Consider the following 17,792-nt stretch of genomic DNA (forward strand, 5'->3'; position numbering starts at 1 on the left):
TGCGGGTGATACGCTGGGATGATGCTTAATCCGGGTGATGGGCCGGGGTTTTCCAGGCGGATAATGGAGCGATGAATTTTAATGCGGGTGATGCCGAAAGATGATTTTTAATGGCTCTGAGGCATGGGTGATAATATTACTGCCTACATGCCCGGCCAATCTTTGGTTATCGATCTGCCAGGCATGTAAGGGGATTAGCGGTTAAATACGCGGTTTTCCTGCTCCGCCACACGGATAAACGTGGTGCGCTTGGTCAGCTCTTTCAAGCGCTCGGCACCTACGTAGGTGCAGGCCGAGCGTAAGCCACCCAGAATATCTTTTGCGGTGAACTCCACCGGCCCCCGAACAGGAAGCTTAACCGTCTTACCCTCAGCGGCCCGGTAATCCGCCACGCCGCCAACGTGCCGCTTCATCGCAGACTCTGAACTCATGCCGTAGAACAGCATAAACTGTTCACCCTGCTCCTCTACCACGGTGCCTTCACACTCATCGTGTGCAGCCAGCATGCCGCCCAGCATCACAAAGTCCGCTCCGCCGCCAAACGCCTTAGCCACATCGCCAGGGACAGAACAGCCGCCGTCGCTGACAATCTGTCCGCCTAAACCGTGAGCCGCATCTGCGCACTCAATCACCGCAGAAAGCTGAGGATACCCTACGCCCGTTTTTACGCGCGTGGTGCAGACCGAACCTGGTCCGATCCCGACCTTAACGATGTCCGCGCCGGAGAGAATAAGCTCCTCGACCATTTCGCCAGTAACCACATTCCCGGCACAGATGGTTTTGCCCGGACAGGCTTCACGCGCACGCTTGAGAAACTCAACAAAATGCTCGGAGTAGCCGTTCGCCACATCGATACAGATAAAGTTCAGCGCAGGCGAGAGCGCCAGAATTTGCTTCATTTTGACGAAGTCGGCCTCTGAGGTGCCGGTGGAGACCATGACATGTTGCAGCACATTTTCCGGCACGCGGGAGACAAACTGCTGCCATTGCTCAACGCTGTAATGTTTGTGCACGGCGGTGAGCACGTCAAATGATGCCAGCGCCTCTGCCATGGTGAAGGTGCCCACGGTATCCATATTGGCGGCAATGATCGGCACGCCGGACCAGGCAACACCAGAGTGTTTAAAGGTGAAATGGCGGGTGAGTTCAACCTGAGAACGGCTTTTCAGCGTGGAACGCTTTGGCCGAATGAGGACGTCTTTAAAGCCTAACTTAATATCTTCTTCAATACGCATGATAGATTTCCTGGTTGATGGCGCAATAGTCAGCAGTAGCCAGCTCCAGTGACGCTATCATACGCACTAAATTCGCGCCGACAAGGGTGCGAATTCAGGTTTTTTTACGCTACACTCTGCTGACTGTATCTGCTATTCGCTCTTGTGAACTGTGCCTCATTTTTACACACGTTGCTGCTAATCGTTTGCTACCAACCGCACTGACATCAGAGCCACGAGAAAAGAGGCTTATGCGCTATACTGTTGCGCTGACCGGTGGCATCGGCAGCGGAAAAACCACCATCGCCAACGCTTTTGCTGACCGGGGCATAGACCTGGTCGATGCTGACGTAATAGCCCGCCAGGTCGTTGCGCCAGGCCAGCCTGCATTAGCGGCTATTGAATCCAGGTTTGGCCAGGAAGTCATCGTAGATGGCAGCCTCGATCGTAAAGCGCTGCGTCAGCGTATTTTTACCTCGGCGGAAGACAAAGCCTGGCTCAATGCGCTTCTGCATCCGCTTATTCAGGCAGAAACACGCCGCCAGCTTGCACAAACCCACTCCGTCTGGTGCTTATGGGTAGTGCCGCTGTTGGTGGAAAATAATCTTCAGCATCTGGCTAACCGGGTGCTGGTCGTCGATGTGGATCGCGAGACCCAGCTAAGACGCACCGCTGCCAGGGATGGTATCAGCCGCGAACAGGCAGAACATATTCTGGCCGCTCAGGCAACGCGCGAGCAGCGCCTTGCCGTGGCGGACGACATTATTGATAACGGCGGGTCACCCGATTCGGTGGCCGCGCGCGTTGCCCAACTTGACCAGTATTACCGCCAGCTGGCAGGGGCAACTCACCAGGATTAAAAGTATGAGCACAACCGTATTATTTGAATATCCGCTGAATGAAAAGATGCGGACATGGCTACGAATTGAATTTTTAACCAATCAGTTAGAGAGCAGCAAAACGATTACCGACCATCTTGGTGCGTTAACGTTCTTCCGCAACGCAGCGGAACTGCTGGATGTCTTTGAACGCGGTGAGTTGCGCACTGAAATTGTAAAAGAGCTGGAAAAACAGCAGCAGAAACTTCGCGCCTGGGCGGAAATCCCTGGAGTAGATATGGAGTTGATCGCTGCGTTGCGTGACAAACTCAAAGCCTGCTCCACCAACCTGATGGCTGCGCCAAGAATGGGCCAGCTGATGCGTGAAGAGCGTCTGATCGGGCTGGTGCGTCAGCGCCTGAGCATTCCCGGCGGCTGTTGCAGCTTCGACCTGCCTACGCTGCATATCTGGCTGCATATTGAGCAATCACTGCGTGATGCGCAGGTCGCCGTCTGGATGGATTCGCTAACGCCGATCAAAGAAGCGCTTACCCTGCTGCTGGATTTGATCCGTCAGTCCGGGGAGTTCCGTATGCAAACCAGCCTGAACGGTTTCTTCCAGGATAACGCTGAAGGCGCTGAACTGCTGCGTCTTCAACTGTCGCTGGAGGACTCGCTCTATCCACAGGTTTCCGGTCACAAGAGCCGCTATGCGATTCGCTTTCTGCCGTTAGACAGCGAACGCGGCGAAGTACCGGCACGCCTGGATTTTGAACTTGCCTGCTGTTAAGGGTCTGCTTTATGAATAAAGATGATGTGATGGTTGTTAACTGCCCCACCTGCTCGAAAGAGGTGATTTGGGATGAACTCAGCCCGTGGCGCCCGTTTTGCAGTAAGCGCTGCCAGCTGATTGATTTAGGTGAATGGGCGGCGGAAGAGAAACGTATCGCCAGCAGCGGCGATCTTTCAGAGAGCGATGAGTGGAGCGAGCAGGATCCGCACCGCGATTAAAGCGTTCCCGCCCGGCCGGGCGGGAGAAGTGTTACTGTACTTCTGCTAACAGTTTCAGAACGATGCTGGCGTTGGCAGGAGGAAATTCCTCCGCCACCAGTTCCCGCTGCGCCACCCAGCGCTGGGGCTGTCCTTCACGGCCCCAGGGTTCACCCTGCCAGCGATCGACAATAAAGAAGTGCAGCGTAACGCGAAAGTTGCTGTCTGCATGCTCCCCCTGGCCATAAGCCGTGGCATGCTCAACCTCAATACCGGTTTCTTCCTGTAATTCGCGTTTCAACGCCTCTTCCGGCGTTTCACCCGGCTCTATTTTGCCGCCAGGGAACTCCCACATATTCGCCATATGCGAACTGGCCGAACGCCGTGCGAGAAAAATATTGTGTTGCCGATCGCGGATAATGCCGACCGCCACTTGCAGATGCTTCATTGCCTTTCACTCTGAGAAACTTAACACCCCGCCACTATTCCAGCGTTATACCGGAATGGCAATAAAAAAGGGCTGGAGAGAAGCTCCAGCCCTTGTTGACTCACCTGCCGTTAAGCGAGGCGGCCATGGCACTGCTTGAATTTCTTACCTGATCCACAAGGGCAGGGATCGTTACGGCCCACTTTACGTTCACCCGTGGCTTCGGCGAGATCTATTGCCGCTTCAGTGTCCGTATCCACATGGCTCAGCTGCTGCTGCTGCGCAAGGCGCTCTGCCTCTTCACGGCGCTGCTCTTCCATCGCTTCCACTTCTTCCGGCATACGTACCTGCACTTTGCACAGGGTGCTGATCACTTCGTACTTCAGGGATTCCAGCATGGCAGCAAACATGGCGAAGGATTCACGCTTGTATTCCTGTTTAGGATCTTTCTGCGCATAACCACGCAGATGAATACCCTGACGCAGGTAATCCATCGCAGCCAGATGCTCTTTCCACAGCGAGTCCAGCGTTTGCAGCATTACCCCTTTTTCGAAGTTGCGCATCATCTCAACGCCGACCACTTCCTCTTTGCGATGATACTGCTCTTTCGCCTGCTCCATAATGCGTTCACGCAGCGTCTCTTCATGCAGCTCTGGCTCTTTGTCCAGCCACTCTTTCACCGGCATATCGAGATCGAAATCGTTTTTCAGGCGCTCTTCCAGACCAGCCACATCCCACATCTCTTCCAGTGACTGCGGTGGAATATAGGTATCGATAGTGGTTTTGAAGACATCGTCACGGATGCTGTTGATAGTTTCAGACACGTCAGAAACATCCAGCAGTTCGTTACGCTGGCTGTAGATAGCACGGCGCTGGTCGTTAGCAACGTCATCGTACTCCAGCAGCTGCTTACGAATATCGAAGTTACGGCTCTCTACTTTACGCTGTGCGTTAGCAATCGCTTTGGTCACCCACGGGTGTTCAATCGCTTCGCCAGGCTTCATGCCCAGTTTACGCATCATGTTAGAGACGCGATCCGAGGCAAAGATACGCATCAGCGCATCTTCCATCGACAGATAGAAGCGGGAAGAACCGTTATCGCCCTGACGACCTGAACGGCCACGCAACTGGTTATCGATACGGCGCGATTCATGGCGCTCAGTACCGATAATGTGCAGGCCACCGGATGCCAGCACGGCATCGTGACGGATTTTCCAGGCGCTTTTGATCTCTTCAATCTGTTCAGGGGTTGGCGCTTCCAGCGCGGCAATTTCTGCCTGCCAGCTGCCGCCCAGCACGATATCCGTACCACGACCCGCCATGTTGGTGGCGATGGTGACTGCACCTGGCTGCCCCGCCTGCGCAACAATGTCTGCCTCGCGGGCGTGGAACTTGGCGTTCAGCACTTCATGCTTGATACCTGCACGCGTCAGCTCCGCGGAAACCACTTCTGATTTCTCAATGGAGATAGTCCCCACCAGCACCGGCTGCCCGTTGGCGGTACGCTCACGGATATCTTCGATGATCGCGTCGATCTTCTCTTTTTCGGTCATGTAAACCAGATCCGCCAGATCTTTACGCACCATCGGACGGTTGGTAGGCACCACAATGGTTTCCAGCTTGTAGATAGAGCTGAATTCAAAGGCTTCGGTATCTGCCGTACCGGTCATCCCGGCCAGTTTGTCGTAGAGACGGAAGTAGTTCTGGAAGGTAATGGACGCCAGCGTCTGGTTCTCATTCTGGATTTCCACGCCCTCTTTGGCTTCAATAGCCTGGTGCAGGCCATCGGACCAGCGACGGCCCGACATGGTACGCCCGGTGTGTTCATCCACGATAATCACTTCACCATCTTTCACGATGTAGTCCACGTCGCGGGTAAACAGGACGTGAGCACGCAGCGCGGCGGTGACGTGGTGCATCATCATGATGTTACCCGGCGAGTAGAGAGACTCGCCCTCTTCCATGATTCCTTCGCTAACCATCAGCTCTTCAATGGCAACCAGACCACGCTCGGTCAGGTGAACCTGGCGCGCTTTCTCATCCACGGAGAAGTGACCTTCGCCCTGGAAGGAATCTGAATCTTCTTTTTCCTGACGGATCAGGTTTGGAATGATTTTATTCACGCGAATATAGAGTTCAGAGCTGTCTTCCGCCGGACCGGAAATAATCAGCGGCGTACGGGCCTCATCGATCAGGATGGAGTCAACCTCATCCACCAGCGCATAGTTCAGCTTACGCTGTACGCGGTCTTCCGGGCTGAACGCCATGTTGTCGCGCAGATAGTCAAAACCATATTCGTTGTTGGTACCGTAGGTGATATCAGCAGCATAGGCTTCGCGCTTGGCGGGAGCCGGCATACCTGGCAGGTTGATACCGATGCTCAGGCCGAGGAATTCGAATAACGCACGGTTGTTTTCAGCATCACGCTGTGCCAGATAGTCATTCACCGTGACCACGTGAACACCTTTGCCGCTCAGCGCATTCAGGTAGGCTGGCAGCGTTGCCGTCAGGGTTTTACCCTCACCGGTACGCATCTCTGCGATACAGCGGTTATTCAGCACCATACCGCCCAGCAGCTGCACATCAAAGTGACGCATACCAAACACGCGCTTACTGGCTTCACGCACGGTCGCAAACGCTTCCGGGATCAGGTTTTCCAGCTCTTCGCCCTTTTCCAGACGTGCACGGAACTCACCCGTTTTCGCTTTCAGCTCATCATCAGAAAGCTTCTCGAAATCGGGTTCCATCTTGTTGATCTGATCCACAGTTTTGCGCATACGGCGCAGGGTACGGTCGTTACTGCTACCAAAAACTTTGGTTAATAATTTGATTAACATAGTAAATAAATTCTCTCGGCCACCACCTGATGGGGTGAAGCACTCTGTTTTTCGAAGGGGTTAACTGAACGTAACGTTATGCGAGAGCGCCCGGCCCGGCACGAATGCCCTGAACCTGAGCCAGCCAGAGGCCTGTCTGATACTGCGTTTTTGCTGCAACCTGGCGCCCGGCGGTCTGACGAATGATCGTCGGTGGCCTGGCTTCATGGGTCAACAGCGCGTTCAGCGTGTCCAGCAGCGCCAGCTTTTGCACTTCAAGCGGGATAACCCGTTCGGCGGTGGGCTGTCTTGCTGGTGTCAGCGTGAAGGAGAGATGGCGAATAACGGTGCGGATGGCGTGCTGATGCCAGTAATCCACGTTGAAATTAGGGCGACGGACGCTTTCATGCAGCAGCGCCAGGCTGTCGAAGCGCGCCACGCTGCTGATATTCAGACTTCTGGAGGCGGTTTCTGGTAAAGTTGTTCTCTCGCTGGCAGCGTGAGGCAGGCCAAGCCCGGCCGCGACCATCCCCAACAGGAGATGCGGCCAGAAATAACGTCTGCCAAATTGTCGCCAACGATTTAAAATACCGATCACTGTTTCCGCCGGAGCCTGCTATGCGTGATAGTCGCCCGCAATCAATTGAAAATTTATTCGAAACCACCGAAGGCCAGGGCGTGCTGCAAACTATTCAGCAGCGCGCAATTGCGCTTAATAAGCTTAACCGCGCCGTGCAGGGCATACTTCCTGCTCAGATGCATCCCTGGTGCCGTGTGGCGAATTTCCGCCAGGGCATTCTGGTGCTCGAAACCGCTAATGCCAGTTGGATGATGCGCTTACGCTACGAACAATCCAGCCTGCTGTCAGCTTTACGAGCGCAAATATTACCATCATTGACGGCGATCGACATCACCATAAATCCTTCACTGGCTGCAAAAGCGCAGGAAAGCGTGCAAAAAAGCGGCAGTCAGTCGGCAGCGGAAGAAAATGTGCCAGGGCGTCAGTTGAGCGAACAGAGTGCGGAAATATTGCGAAGTGTGGCGAGCCGAAGCCCTGAAAAACTGAAGAGGATAATAGAACAACTGGCCTCACTGGCCGGAGAGAGTACCAGCTCAACCAGTCGTAATAAGTAGTTCTGACTTATGCCAGAACCAGATTAGGCGCCCTGAAGGTCACCGGCAGCTCGGCTTCGTCTTCAAACGTTGCCCATTCCCAGGCTTCCTGCTTAGCCAACACCGCTTGCAGCAGCTTGTTGTTTAACGCATGGCCAGACTTGAATGCAGTAAATGCACCAATGATGTTATGGCCACACATAAACAGATCGCCAATTGCGTCCAGCATTTTGTGACGCACGAATTCGTCTTCAAAACGCAAGCCATCTTCGTTAAGAACGCGGTAATCATCTACCACGATGGCACAATCAAAGCTGCCGCCCAGGCAGAGGCCACGGGACTGCAATGCTTCGATATCACGCATAAAGCCGAAAGTACGGGCGCGGCTGATCTGACGGGCGAAAGCTTCAGCAGAGAAATCCATGCTGTAGCGCTGTGAGCTGGCGTCGATTGCAGGATGGTTAAAGTCGATGGTGAAATCTAACGTAAAACCATTATGCGGACGGAATTCTGCCCATTTGTCGCCATCTTCAACCCGGACTGGCTGTTTGATGCGGACAAACTTTTTCGCCGAATTCAGTTCTTCGATACCCGCGTCCATCAGCAGATAGACAAAGGGGGCAGCGCTGCCATCCATAATAGGAATTTCAGGCGCGTTCACTTCCACCACAATGTTATCAATGCCCAGACCCGCTAAAGCGGCGTTCAGGTGTTCGACTGTCGAAATACGCACGTCATGCTCATTAACCAGGCAAGTACAGAGCATGGTATCACGCACGGATTTGGCATCAGCCGGGAAATCAACCGGTGGATTCAAGTCAGTGCGACGATAGATGACCCCGGTATTAGCCGCAGCAGGGCGTAACGTAAGCGTGACTTTTTTGCCGGTATGCAAACCGACACCAGTCGCCTGAACAATACGTTTTAATGTCCGTTGTTTGATCATCGTATTATCTCGCAAAATTACTCATCCGACCGCCAGTATAACTTACTGACGGGCGAAGACTTTAGCACAAAGAGCGGAGAATCCCAATTCTCAGGATATTCTTAATCCGCCTGCTTACGCAGGAAGGCCGGAATATCCAGATAATCAGGCTCTTTGTTGGTTGGCGCGCTCGGATCGTTGACCACTTTTGCCGCAGGTTTCTGTTCCTGTGGCAGCGGCGCCATACCGTGCTGCTGATAACGATGATCCATCACTGGCTGAGTCTGCTGCTGCTTGTTGGTCACCAGCGTAATCTCTGGACGTTTGTCCATGCCAATACCGGTAGCAACCACGGTCACACGCAGTTCGTCATTCATTTCTGGATCCAGCGAGGTACCGATAACCACGGTAGCATTGTCAGAAGCGAAGGCACGGATGGTGTTACCAACCGTTTCGAACTCATCCAGACGCAGGTCGAAACCAGCGGTGATGTTAACCAGCACACCACGCGCGCCAGAAAGATCGATATCTTCCAGCAGCGGGCTGGAGATAGCCATTTCAGCCGCTTCTTCTGCACGGTCTTCACCGCAAGCCACGCCTGAACCCATCATCGCGTAGCCCATTTCGGACATCACGGTGCGCACGTCAGCAAAGTCGACGTTCATCAGGCCAGGACGGGTAATCAGCTCGGCAATACCCTGCACCGCGCCTTTCAGCACGTCGTTAGCCGCGCCAAATGCGTCCAACAGAGAGATGCCACGGCCGAGCACTTTCAGCAGCTTGTCGTTGGGAATAGTAATCAGAGAATCGACATGCTTGGAAAGCTCAGCAATACCCTGCTCGGCAAACGCCATGCGCTTTTTGCCTTCAAAATTGAAAGGCTTGGTCACCACGGCAACCGTCAGGATACCCAATTCTTTGGCCACTTCAGCTACCACTGGCGCAGCACCGGTTCCGGTACCACCGCCCATACCGGCAGCGATAAACACCATGTCTGCACCTTCCAGTGCCTGACGCAGTGCTTCACGATCTTCTTCAGCAGAGTTACGGCCCACTTCCGGGTTTGCACCCGCACCCAGACCTTTGGTGATACCGTTACCGATCTGGATAGTCTGACCCACGGCCGTTTTACGCAACGCCTGAGCGTCAGTATTTACCGCGAAAAACTCTACGCCTTCGATGCGTTCGCGCACCATATGCTCTACGGCGTTACCGCCGCCGCCGCCGACGCCGATGACTTTAATCACCGCGTCATTGGTTAATTCCATTGGTTCAAACATAATTTCTCTCCGTTATGTGCCTGTCGCCTGGAGATCATAAATAACTCTAGCATGATCCCCTTTTCTCTAAATTAAAACTCTTTTCTCAGCCAGCTGTTGATTCGTTTGAACCAGTTGCCCACTGAGGCTCTTTTTTCTACATCCGCCTCACCGTTAAGATGAGACTCTTTTCCGTAGTGCAGCAAGCCTACCGCCGTTGAGTAGTAAGGCTCCTGCGCGTAATCCGTTAGTCCTGTGATGTTCAGCGGCTGTCCAATACGCACCTGGGTATGGAACACGCGCTGGGCGCAAGCCGCTAAACCTTCAATCTGTGCCGCACCGCCGGTCAGTACAATGCCTGCCGCAAGATGGTGCTTAACGCCCTGCTGGCGAAGCTGCTCCTGCAACTGTAGGATCTCGTCGTTGACCAGATTCAACAGCTCGGTGTAACGAGGCTCAATCACCTCTGCCAGGGTCTGCCGTTGCAGACTGCGCGGTGGACGCCCACCCACGCTTGGCACTTCCACGTTTTCGTCTTTGCCCACGATAGAACCCAACGCGCAGCCGTGACGGACTTTAATCGCTTCAGCATCGGTCGGCGGCGTACCAAATGCGTACGCAATATCGCTGGTGACCACGTTCCCTGCATAGGGGATCACTTTGGTGTGACGCAGCGCGCCACCGGTATAGACCGCGATATCCATCGTGCCGCCGCCCACATCCACCACGCAGACGCCCAGCTCACGTTCATCTTCGGTCAGCACCGCAAAACTGGAAGCCAGACCGGCGAAAATCAGTTGGTCAACTTTCAGGCCACATCGTTCAACAGCTTTTACGATGTTTTTCGCCATATCATTGTGACAGGTGATCAAATGCACTTTTGCCTGCATCCGCACGCCGGACAAGCCGACCGGGTTTTTGATCCCTTCCTGATAGTCGATCGCATATTCTTGCGGGATAACGTGGAGGATCCGGTGCTCATCACGAACACGGACGGATTTGGCGGTATGAACCACATTCTCCACATCTTCCTGCGTCACTTCCTCTTCGGAAATAGGAACCATCCCTATTTCGTTCTGGCAGCTGATGTGTTTGCCCGATAATGCAAGGTAAACCGAGGAAATCTGGCAGTCAGCCATCAGCTCTGCCTGGTCGATGGCGCGCTGAACGCACTTCACCACCGACTCCAGATCGTTCACGCCGCCTTTATCCATTCCACGGGACGGACAGCTGCCTACACCAATGATATTGACCATGCCATCGGGCAGAATTTCACCTACCAATGCGGCGACCTTTGCGGTGCCAATCTCGAGTCCAACTACCAGTTTTCTGTCCGTCGACTTGATCATTATTGTTTAACCTGTGCCTGATTCTGTTGCTGATTACTGTCGGGGGTCTTGATTTCTGCCGGTGCCCATCCTACTGCCGCGCCAGAGTCATAGCGCAGATCCACGTAACTGATACGCTTGTTTTCTGCCTGTGCCTGTTGCTGTAGCGTAGGATAGAGCTGAATGAAACGTTTTAGCCGTTTCATATCTTCGTTGCGTCCCAGCTCCAGCCGGACATCATCGCTCAACACCAGTTGCCACGACCGCCGTGCGGTCATCGACGCCACCTTCAATTTAAATTTACTCGCCGCCAGCAGATCCCTCATCTGGTGATAACCGGTCAGCACTTCTGTCTCGCTGCCCTCAGGCCCATAGAGCATCGGCATCTCTTCCTTGCCGATGTGGCTGGCTGGCACCGTGAACGACTTACCGTCGGCATCAACCATATGCAGGTCATTCCAGCGCGCCACGGGCACATACTCAACCAGATGGATCTTTAACTCGTCTGGCCACTGTTTACGGACGCTTACCTGCTGGATCCACGGCAGACGTTCAATCTGCTGTTGTATAATGTCCACATCCTGCGACATAAAGGTACCCGGCGCGCCGAGCGATAAAATTGCCTGACGAATATCATCGTTAGTGGTGTAGTGCGTCTGCCCGGTCACCACCAGTCGTGAGAGCGGCTGACGGGAAGCATCATCCATCCACTTCACCACCACAAAGCCACCGGCTATCATGACGCCCAGTACCATCGACAAAAAGAGGATACCCGCCAGCCGTGTACCATTACTGCGCCCGGATCGCGCTTTTTCCTGCGCTTCACGGTTTCGGACATTCAGAGCGGCCTGGGACATATCAGTCGGCCAGCTCCAGAATGCGCGCCACCAGCTGAGAGAAGCTCATGCCAGCTTGCTTTCCAGCCATCGGAACCAGACTGTGGCCGGTCATTCCTGGCGAGGTGTTCACCTCCAGCAGATAAAACTGGCCATCTCCGCCCATCATGACGTCTACACGCCCCCAGCCGCTGCAACCTAAGGCGCGCCAGGCTTTAATGACGATTCTGCTGAGTTCTGCTTCCTGTTCAGCAGATAATCCGCTTGGACAGAAGTACTCAGTATCGTCAGAAAAATATTTTGCTTCATAGTCATAGAACTCAGAAACCGTATTTATTCGTATTGAAGGCAATATTTCGTCGCCAACCACCGCTACGGTATATTCAGGCCCGCTTAAAAAGGCCTCCACCAGCACTTCATCGTCATGGCGGAAAGCTTCGGTCAGCGCGGCCTGAAGCGAGTCAGCCTGGTTAACCCGACTGATCCCTACGCTGGAACCTTCGCTGCTCGGTTTAACAAAGAGCGGTAATCCAAGCGCAGCGATTTTCGCTTCGGTTTCCGCACTGAGTCCGGCATCCATCTCCTGACGGCCAATAGCCACATAAGGGGCGATGGGCAGCCCACACCCCTGCCAGAGCAGTTTGGTGCGCAGTTTGTCCATAGTGATGGCGGAGGCCATAACGCCACTGCCGGTGTAAGGGATATTCAGGAACTCTAAGACGCCCTGTAGCGTACCGTCTTCGCCGCCACGGCCATGCAGCGCGATAAAGGCCTTTTCAAAGCCCTCTTCTTTCAGGCGCATGACCGGGAAATCACGGATATCAACAGCATGTGCATCAATACCGGCTTCAATCAGCCCAGCCAGCACCGCTTTTCCCGACATCAGCGACACTTCGCGCTCCGCAGAGGTGCCACCCAGCAATACCGCTACTTTCTCAGCCATGATGTTCCCCTTCTTTCGTCTGCGGTTGTAACTTAAGTTCTGACAGCGTACGGGCAATGCGTCCGACGTTGCCGGCCCCCTGGACCAGGATTAAATCGTTGCCGGAGAGCTTAGGTGCCAGCATATCCAGCACGGTCTCGTGGTCGGAAACCAGAATAGGATCTACCTTGCCACGTCCCCGAATGGTGCGGCAAAGCGAGCGGCTGTCCGCGCCCGGAATCGGCGTCTCTCCGGCGGAATAGACATCCAGCATCAGCAGGACATCTACCTGAGACAGCACATTGGCAAAATCGTCATATAAATCACGGGTACGGGTATAGCGATGCGGCTGGAAAATCATCACCAGCTGCTTGTCCGGCCAGCCCGCTCGTGCAGCCTGGATAGTCACATCAACCTCTGTAGGATGGTGACCGTAATCATCCACCAGCATTGCGGTGCCTGGCTTACCGTTCACATCCTGAATCGGGTATTCGCCGAGGAAATCAAAGCGACGGCCCGTTCCCTGGAAGCTTTCCAGCGCGCTGAGGATCTCTTCATCCTCAATGCCTTCTTCAGTGGCCACCGCCACCGCAGCCGCCGCGTTCAGCGCGTTATGACGGCCTGGCGCATTCAGGGTAACGCGCATCAGCGGCTTGTCATGGCGGGCCAGGGTGAAATGCCCCTGAGCGCCATACTGCTCATAGCTTGCAATGCGCACGTCCGCGTCTTCACTGAAGCCATAGGTGGTTATCTGCCGACCCACGCGCGGGATCAAATCCCGGATAACCGCATCATCAACGCAGAGCACCGCACGGCCATAAAACGGCAGGTTATGCAGGAAGTTGATGAACGTCTGCTTCAGGTTCTCAAAGTCGCCCTGATAGGTGTCCATGTGGTCAGCTTCAATATTGGTGACAATCGCCACCATCGGCTGAAGGTGCAGGAAGGAGGCATCGCTCTCATCTGCTTCAGCGATCAGATAGCGGCTGCTGCCCAGGCGCGCGTGCGTGCCCGCTGCCTTGACCAGTCCACCGTTCACAAAAGTCGGATCCAGTCCGCCTTCAGCATAAATACTGGAGACCATCGCCGTGGTAGTTGTTTTGCCGTGCGTACCAGCAACGGCGATGCCGTGGCGGAAACGCATCAGCTCGGCCAGCATCTCTGCACGGCGAATAACCGGAATGCGTGCTTCACGCGCGGCAATAATCTCCGGGTTATCCTGAGAAACAGCGGTAGAAACCACCACCACGCTGGCATTGCTGACGTTTTCAGCGCGATGATTAAAATAGATGGTTGCGCCAAGCTTGCTCAGATGCTGGGTCACTGCGTTAGGGGCCAGATCTGAACCGCTGATTTCATACCCTTCGTTAGCCAACACTTCGGCAATACCGCCCATGCCGGCACCACCGATGCCAACAAAGTGAATGTGCCGGACGCGACGCATCTCGGGCACGATAGAACGCAGTTTTGCCAGTTGTTGTGTATTCATCTCTTCTGCCTGTCAGCACCTGTGGGTGCCGGGTTGCGGGCCGAACTTTGTCGTCCCGTAAATTCTCAGTTAAAGCGCAGCCTTGCTGACTTCCAGTGCGACCCTTTCGGTCGCGTCAGGGATCGCTACGGCACGGGCTTTGGCTGCCATTTGCAGCAAAGTCGGACGATCCCAGTGAGCCAGCGTCTCTGCCACTACCTCCGCAGTAAACTGCGGCTGTTCATAAATTTTGGCGGCGCCCGCCTGCTCCAGCGGCAACGCATTCCAGTACTGCTGACGATCTTTATGCTGGAACGGCACAAAGATTGCCGGAAGGCCTGCGGCGGCCACTTCGCTCACGGTCAGCGCGCCGGATCGGCACACCACCACGTCAGCCCAGGCATAAGCCGCAGCCATGTCATCGATAAATTCGGTGACCTTATGCTGCGTCTGGTTAACCTGCTGATACGCCTGATTGACCTCAGCCAGTGCGCCCTTCCCTACCTGATGCCAGAGGGAGACCGCATTACCCAATTTTGCTGCGACCTGCGGCATCGTCTGATTAAGCACGCGCGCGCCCTGGCTGCCGCCAATAATCAGCACGCGAACCGGGCCGCTACGGTCAGCCAGGCGCGCTTCAGGAAGCGGCAGCGCCAGCACATCAGTGCGAACCGGGTTCCCCACTACTTCTGCATCAGGGAAAGCACCCGGAAACGCCTGCATCACTTTTTTAGCAATTTTTGCCAGCCACTTATTGGTTAAACCAGCAATGCCATTCTGTTCATGCAGCACCACCGGGATGCCGCAGCTCCAGGCTGCCAACCCGCCGGGGCCGGAAACGTAGCCGCCCATACCTAATACCACATCCGGCTTATACGCTTTCATAATCGCTCTGGCCTGGCGCACCGCATTAAAAATGCGCAGCGGCGCGCTAAGCTGGGCTTTCAGCCCTTTGCCGCGCAGGCCGCTGATACGAATGAAATCGATTTCAATGCCATGCTTCGGCACCAGGTCAGCTTCCATCCGGTCTGCGGTACCGAGCCAGCGAACCTGCCAGCCCTGCGCCATCAGATGGTGCGCAACCGCCAGTCCGGGGAAAACGTGTCCACCGGTTCCGCCAGCCATCACCATCAGTCGCTTCCCTGTCATCGACTACCTCGCGTAAAGGCCTGTGCTTTCGCCAGGCGCGTTTCATAATCAATTCGTAACAAAAACACGATAGCTGTCGACATAATAATCAGGCTGGAGCCGCCGTAACTAATCAGCGGCAGCGTCAGCCCTTTGGTGGGCAGCATACCCGCAGCCGCGCCGACGTTTACCAGCGCCTGGAAGCTGAACCAGACGCCGATAGAGCAACCCAGAAAGCCGGCAAAACGCTGGTCAAGCTCAAGCGCACGACGGCCAATGGACATCGCGCGAAAAGCGACGAAGAATACCATTAACAGGGCTAAAACCACACCGATATAACCCAGTTCTTCCCCGATAATCGAGAAGATAAAGTCGGTGTGCGCTTCCGGTAAATACTCCAGTTTCTGCACGGAATTGCCGAGGCCCTGGCCCCAGAATTCGCCTCGTCCAAAGGCCATCAGCGACTGGGTCAGCTGATAACCGCTGCCGAAGGGATCTTCCCACGGATTCCAGAACGACGTTACGCGGCGCATACGATAGGGTTCAGCCACAATCAGCAGGCAGACGGCAAAGATCCCGGAGCCGATAATGGCCAGGAACTGCCAGAGCTTGGCACCCGCCAGGAACAGCATCGCCAGCGTGGTGACAAACAGCACTACCACGGTGCCGAGATCCGGCTGAGCCAGCAGCAGTACGGCCAGCACTACCATCACGCCCATTGGCTTACAGAAGCCCCAGAAGTTGTTACGCACCTCTTCTACCTTGCGCACCAGATAGCTGGCGAGGTAGCAGAACAGCGACAGCTTTGACAGTTCTGCCGGCTGAATACGCAAAGGCCCTAAAGCAATCCAGCGCGAAGCACCGTTTACCGAACTGCCCACCACCAGCACCACCAGCAGCATCAGTATCGTCACCATCAGCATGATATTGCTGTAGCGCTGCCAGAACGCCATCGGGATCCGCAGAGTGACCAGCGCCATACCCAGCGCCAGCACAATATAGAAGGCGTCACGCTTGGCGAAATAGAAGGGATCGTCCGACAGTCGCTGCCCTACCGGCATTGAGGCGGAGGTCACCATAACAAATCCCAGCACCGCCAGACCAATGGTCAGCCAAAGCAGCGTGCGATCATAAAGAACCGTGGAGCTGGCGTCGCTCTCTCGTGGGCCCATGACCCACTCTTTCAGAAGATTCGTGATGCCGCCGGCCAGGCTTAAACCAGGAACACGCATTAGCCAAGCTCCTTTGCCAGTTGAGTAAACGCGTCGCCGCGCTGCTCGAAGTTTTTAAATTGATCCAGGCTGGCGCAGGCTGGCGACAGAAGCACCATATCGCCCGGCTTCACCTGGCGGGCGATCTGCGTCATCGCCTCAGCCAGCGTTGCGGTCTGAACAGCAACCTCAGGACGGAGCGCAGCTAAGGCTTCCGCATCGCGTCCAAAGCAGTAAGTGCGTACGTTGTCGCCTTGCAGGTAACGGGCCAGCGGGCTGAAATCAGCAGACTTGCCGTCGCCCCCCAGCAGCAGCCATAAGGTGCCCTGCACCTGTAATCCATTCAGGGCGGCTTCAGTACTGCCCACGTTGGTGGCTTTGGAGTCGTTGATCCAACGCACGCCGTTACGATCCAGCGCGATCTGGAAGCGGTGAGCCAGGCCGTTGAATGAAGTTAAAGCTTGCAGGCAGGATGCGCGCGGCAGGCCAACGGCCTCAGCCAGTGCCAGCGCCGCCAGGGCGTTGGTATGGTTATGCTGACCGACCAGCGTCATTTCGCGGGTGTTCAGCAGGGGTTCACCTTTAAACGCCAGCCAGCTCTCATCAGAGCGCATGCTGAGATGGTAATCCCCCTCTTGCACACCAAAGCTGACGCAACGGCTATCCTGGCCCCGCACCGGCAGGGTCAGTGCATCATCAGCATTCACCACGCAAACCGCGGCCTGCTCATATACACGCAGCTTGGCGGCGCGATACTGCTGCATGCCCAGGGGATAGCGATCCATATGATCTTCGGTAACGTTAAGCACCGTGGCAGCTGCCGCTTTCAGGCTGTGCGTGGTTTCCAGCTGGAAGCTGGAGAGTTCAAGCACATAGAGTTGTGCAGGCTGTTCGAGCAGTTGCAGTGCAGGTAGCCCGATATTGCCTCCGACACCAACCTGCCATCCCGCCGCTTTCGCCATTTCACCTACCAGAGTAGTCACGGTGCTCTTGCCGTTTGAACCGGTGATGGCCACAACGGGTGCCTGCGCTTCCCGACAGAAGAGTTCAATATCGCCAACGATTTCCACGCCAGCCGCGGCAGCATCCATAAGCGAGGGGTGCGCCAGCGCCATACCCGGACTGGCAACAATCAGATCGGCAGCCAGCAGCCAGGCATCATTAAGGGAACCGGTCCAGCGCTCTACGTTCTCTGGCAGCTTCTCCAGGCCTGGCGGAGAGACACGGGTATCCATCACGCGAGGCGTCACGCCGCGCGCTAAAAAGAACTCAACACAGGAGAGACCGGTCAGGCCCAACCCGATGATGACCACTTTTTTACCCTGATAGTCAGCCAT

At 55.2% G+C, this 17,792-nt stretch carries 17 protein-coding genes; 4 read left to right on the forward strand and 13 right to left on the reverse strand.

The features are described from left to right. Positions 1 to 194: 194 nt before the first annotated feature. Complete coding sequence (locus tag AAH450_RS12200; protein WP_342910467.1) at positions 195 to 1,235, reverse strand: GMP reductase; 1,041 nt, start codon at positions 1,233 to 1,235, stop codon at positions 195 to 197. Between the two features lie 230 nt (positions 1,236 to 1,465). Between AAH450_RS12200 and coaE the strand changes: the two genes are divergently transcribed. The 3 genes from coaE to yacG are packed head-to-tail and all read left to right on the forward strand — an operon-like array spanning position 1,466 to position 3,043. After that, entirely contained in the window at positions 1,466 to 2,074 is a 609-nt protein-coding gene (gene coaE, locus AAH450_RS12205; RefSeq protein ID WP_342910468.1) for a dephospho-CoA kinase, read from the forward strand. Between the two features lie 4 nt (positions 2,075 to 2,078). Then, positions 2,079 to 2,822 carry a cell division protein ZapD gene (zapD, locus tag AAH450_RS12210; RefSeq protein WP_342910469.1) on the forward strand — a complete coding sequence of 248 codons (744 nt, stop codon included), beginning with the start codon at positions 2,079 to 2,081 and terminating at the stop codon, positions 2,820 to 2,822. A gap of 11 nt (positions 2,823 to 2,833) precedes the next feature. Continuing rightward, a complete protein-coding gene (yacG, locus tag AAH450_RS12215; RefSeq protein WP_342910470.1) occupies positions 2,834 to 3,043 on the forward strand; it encodes a DNA gyrase inhibitor YacG in 210 nt (69 codons plus the stop codon). Positions 3,044 to 3,074: 31 nt separating this feature from the next. Here yacG and mutT read toward each other — a convergent pair whose 3' ends face one another. The 3 genes from mutT to secM form a co-directional block, all read right to left on the reverse strand. Then, entirely contained in the window at positions 3,075 to 3,470 is a 396-nt protein-coding gene (gene mutT / locus AAH450_RS12220) for an 8-oxo-dGTP diphosphatase MutT (RefSeq protein ID WP_342910471.1), read from the reverse strand. Positions 3,471 to 3,580: 110 nt separating this feature from the next. Next, positions 3,581 to 6,286, reverse strand: a complete 2,706-nt coding sequence (gene secA / locus AAH450_RS12225; protein ID WP_342910472.1) for a preprotein translocase subunit SecA — start codon at positions 6,284 to 6,286, stop codon at positions 3,581 to 3,583. 76 nt (positions 6,287 to 6,362) lie between these two features. Next, on the reverse strand, positions 6,363 to 6,863 hold the full coding sequence (gene secM / locus AAH450_RS12230) for a secA translation cis-regulator SecM (RefSeq protein ID WP_342910473.1): 501 nt from the start codon (positions 6,861 to 6,863) through the stop codon (positions 6,363 to 6,365). Between the two features lie 20 nt (positions 6,864 to 6,883). Here secM and AAH450_RS12235 point away from each other — a divergent pair, with 20 nt between their 5' ends. Continuing rightward, positions 6,884 to 7,399, forward strand: coding sequence for a DUF721 domain-containing protein (locus AAH450_RS12235; RefSeq protein ID WP_342910474.1), 516 nt, complete (start codon positions 6,884 to 6,886; stop codon positions 7,397 to 7,399). A gap of 7 nt (positions 7,400 to 7,406) precedes the next feature. On the opposite strand, the gene lpxC is transcribed toward AAH450_RS12235, so the two are convergent. The 9 genes from lpxC to murD form a co-directional block, all read right to left on the reverse strand. Beyond that, positions 7,407 to 8,324, reverse strand: a complete 918-nt coding sequence (gene lpxC, locus AAH450_RS12240) for a UDP-3-O-acyl-N-acetylglucosamine deacetylase (protein WP_306207974.1) — start codon at positions 8,322 to 8,324, stop codon at positions 7,407 to 7,409. Positions 8,325 to 8,425: 101 nt separating this feature from the next. Further along, positions 8,426 to 9,583 (reverse strand): cell division protein FtsZ, encoded by a 1,158-nt coding sequence (gene ftsZ / locus AAH450_RS12245; RefSeq protein WP_342910475.1) that lies wholly within the window; start codon positions 9,581 to 9,583, stop codon positions 8,426 to 8,428. Between the two features lie 71 nt (positions 9,584 to 9,654). Then, complete coding sequence (gene ftsA / locus AAH450_RS12250) at positions 9,655 to 10,911, reverse strand: cell division protein FtsA (RefSeq protein WP_013200760.1); 1,257 nt, start codon at positions 10,909 to 10,911, stop codon at positions 9,655 to 9,657. Next, positions 10,911 to 11,747 (reverse strand): cell division protein FtsQ, encoded by an 837-nt coding sequence (gene ftsQ / locus AAH450_RS12255; protein WP_342910476.1) that lies wholly within the window; start codon positions 11,745 to 11,747, stop codon positions 10,911 to 10,913. Before ftsQ ends, ftsA begins: the two co-directional genes overlap by 1 nt. Before the next feature lies 1 nt (position 11,748). Next, positions 11,749 to 12,669, reverse strand: coding sequence for a D-alanine--D-alanine ligase (locus tag AAH450_RS12260; protein WP_342910477.1), 921 nt, complete (start codon positions 12,667 to 12,669; stop codon positions 11,749 to 11,751). Beyond that, entirely contained in the window at positions 12,662 to 14,137 is a 1,476-nt protein-coding gene (gene murC / locus AAH450_RS12265; protein WP_318788795.1) for a UDP-N-acetylmuramate--L-alanine ligase, read from the reverse strand. The genes AAH450_RS12260 and murC overlap by 8 nt, the downstream gene beginning before the upstream one ends. Positions 14,138 to 14,206: 69 nt before the next feature. Next, a complete protein-coding gene (murG, locus tag AAH450_RS12270) occupies positions 14,207 to 15,265 on the reverse strand; it encodes an undecaprenyldiphospho-muramoylpentapeptide beta-N-acetylglucosaminyltransferase (RefSeq protein WP_342910478.1) in 1,059 nt (352 codons plus the stop codon). Beyond that, positions 15,262 to 16,476: a cell division protein FtsW gene (gene ftsW / locus AAH450_RS12275; protein WP_342910479.1), complete on the reverse strand. Its 1,215-nt coding sequence runs from the start codon at positions 16,474 to 16,476 to the stop codon at positions 15,262 to 15,264. Before ftsW ends, murG begins: the two co-directional genes overlap by 4 nt. Further along, positions 16,476 to 17,792, reverse strand: coding sequence for a UDP-N-acetylmuramoyl-L-alanine--D-glutamate ligase (gene murD, locus AAH450_RS12280; RefSeq protein ID WP_342910480.1), 1,317 nt, complete (start codon positions 17,790 to 17,792; stop codon positions 16,476 to 16,478). Before murD ends, ftsW begins: the two co-directional genes overlap by 1 nt.

This window comes from Erwinia magellanica (genome assembly GCF_039023495.1).
Classification (GTDB): Bacteria; Pseudomonadota; Gammaproteobacteria; order Enterobacterales; family Enterobacteriaceae; genus Erwinia.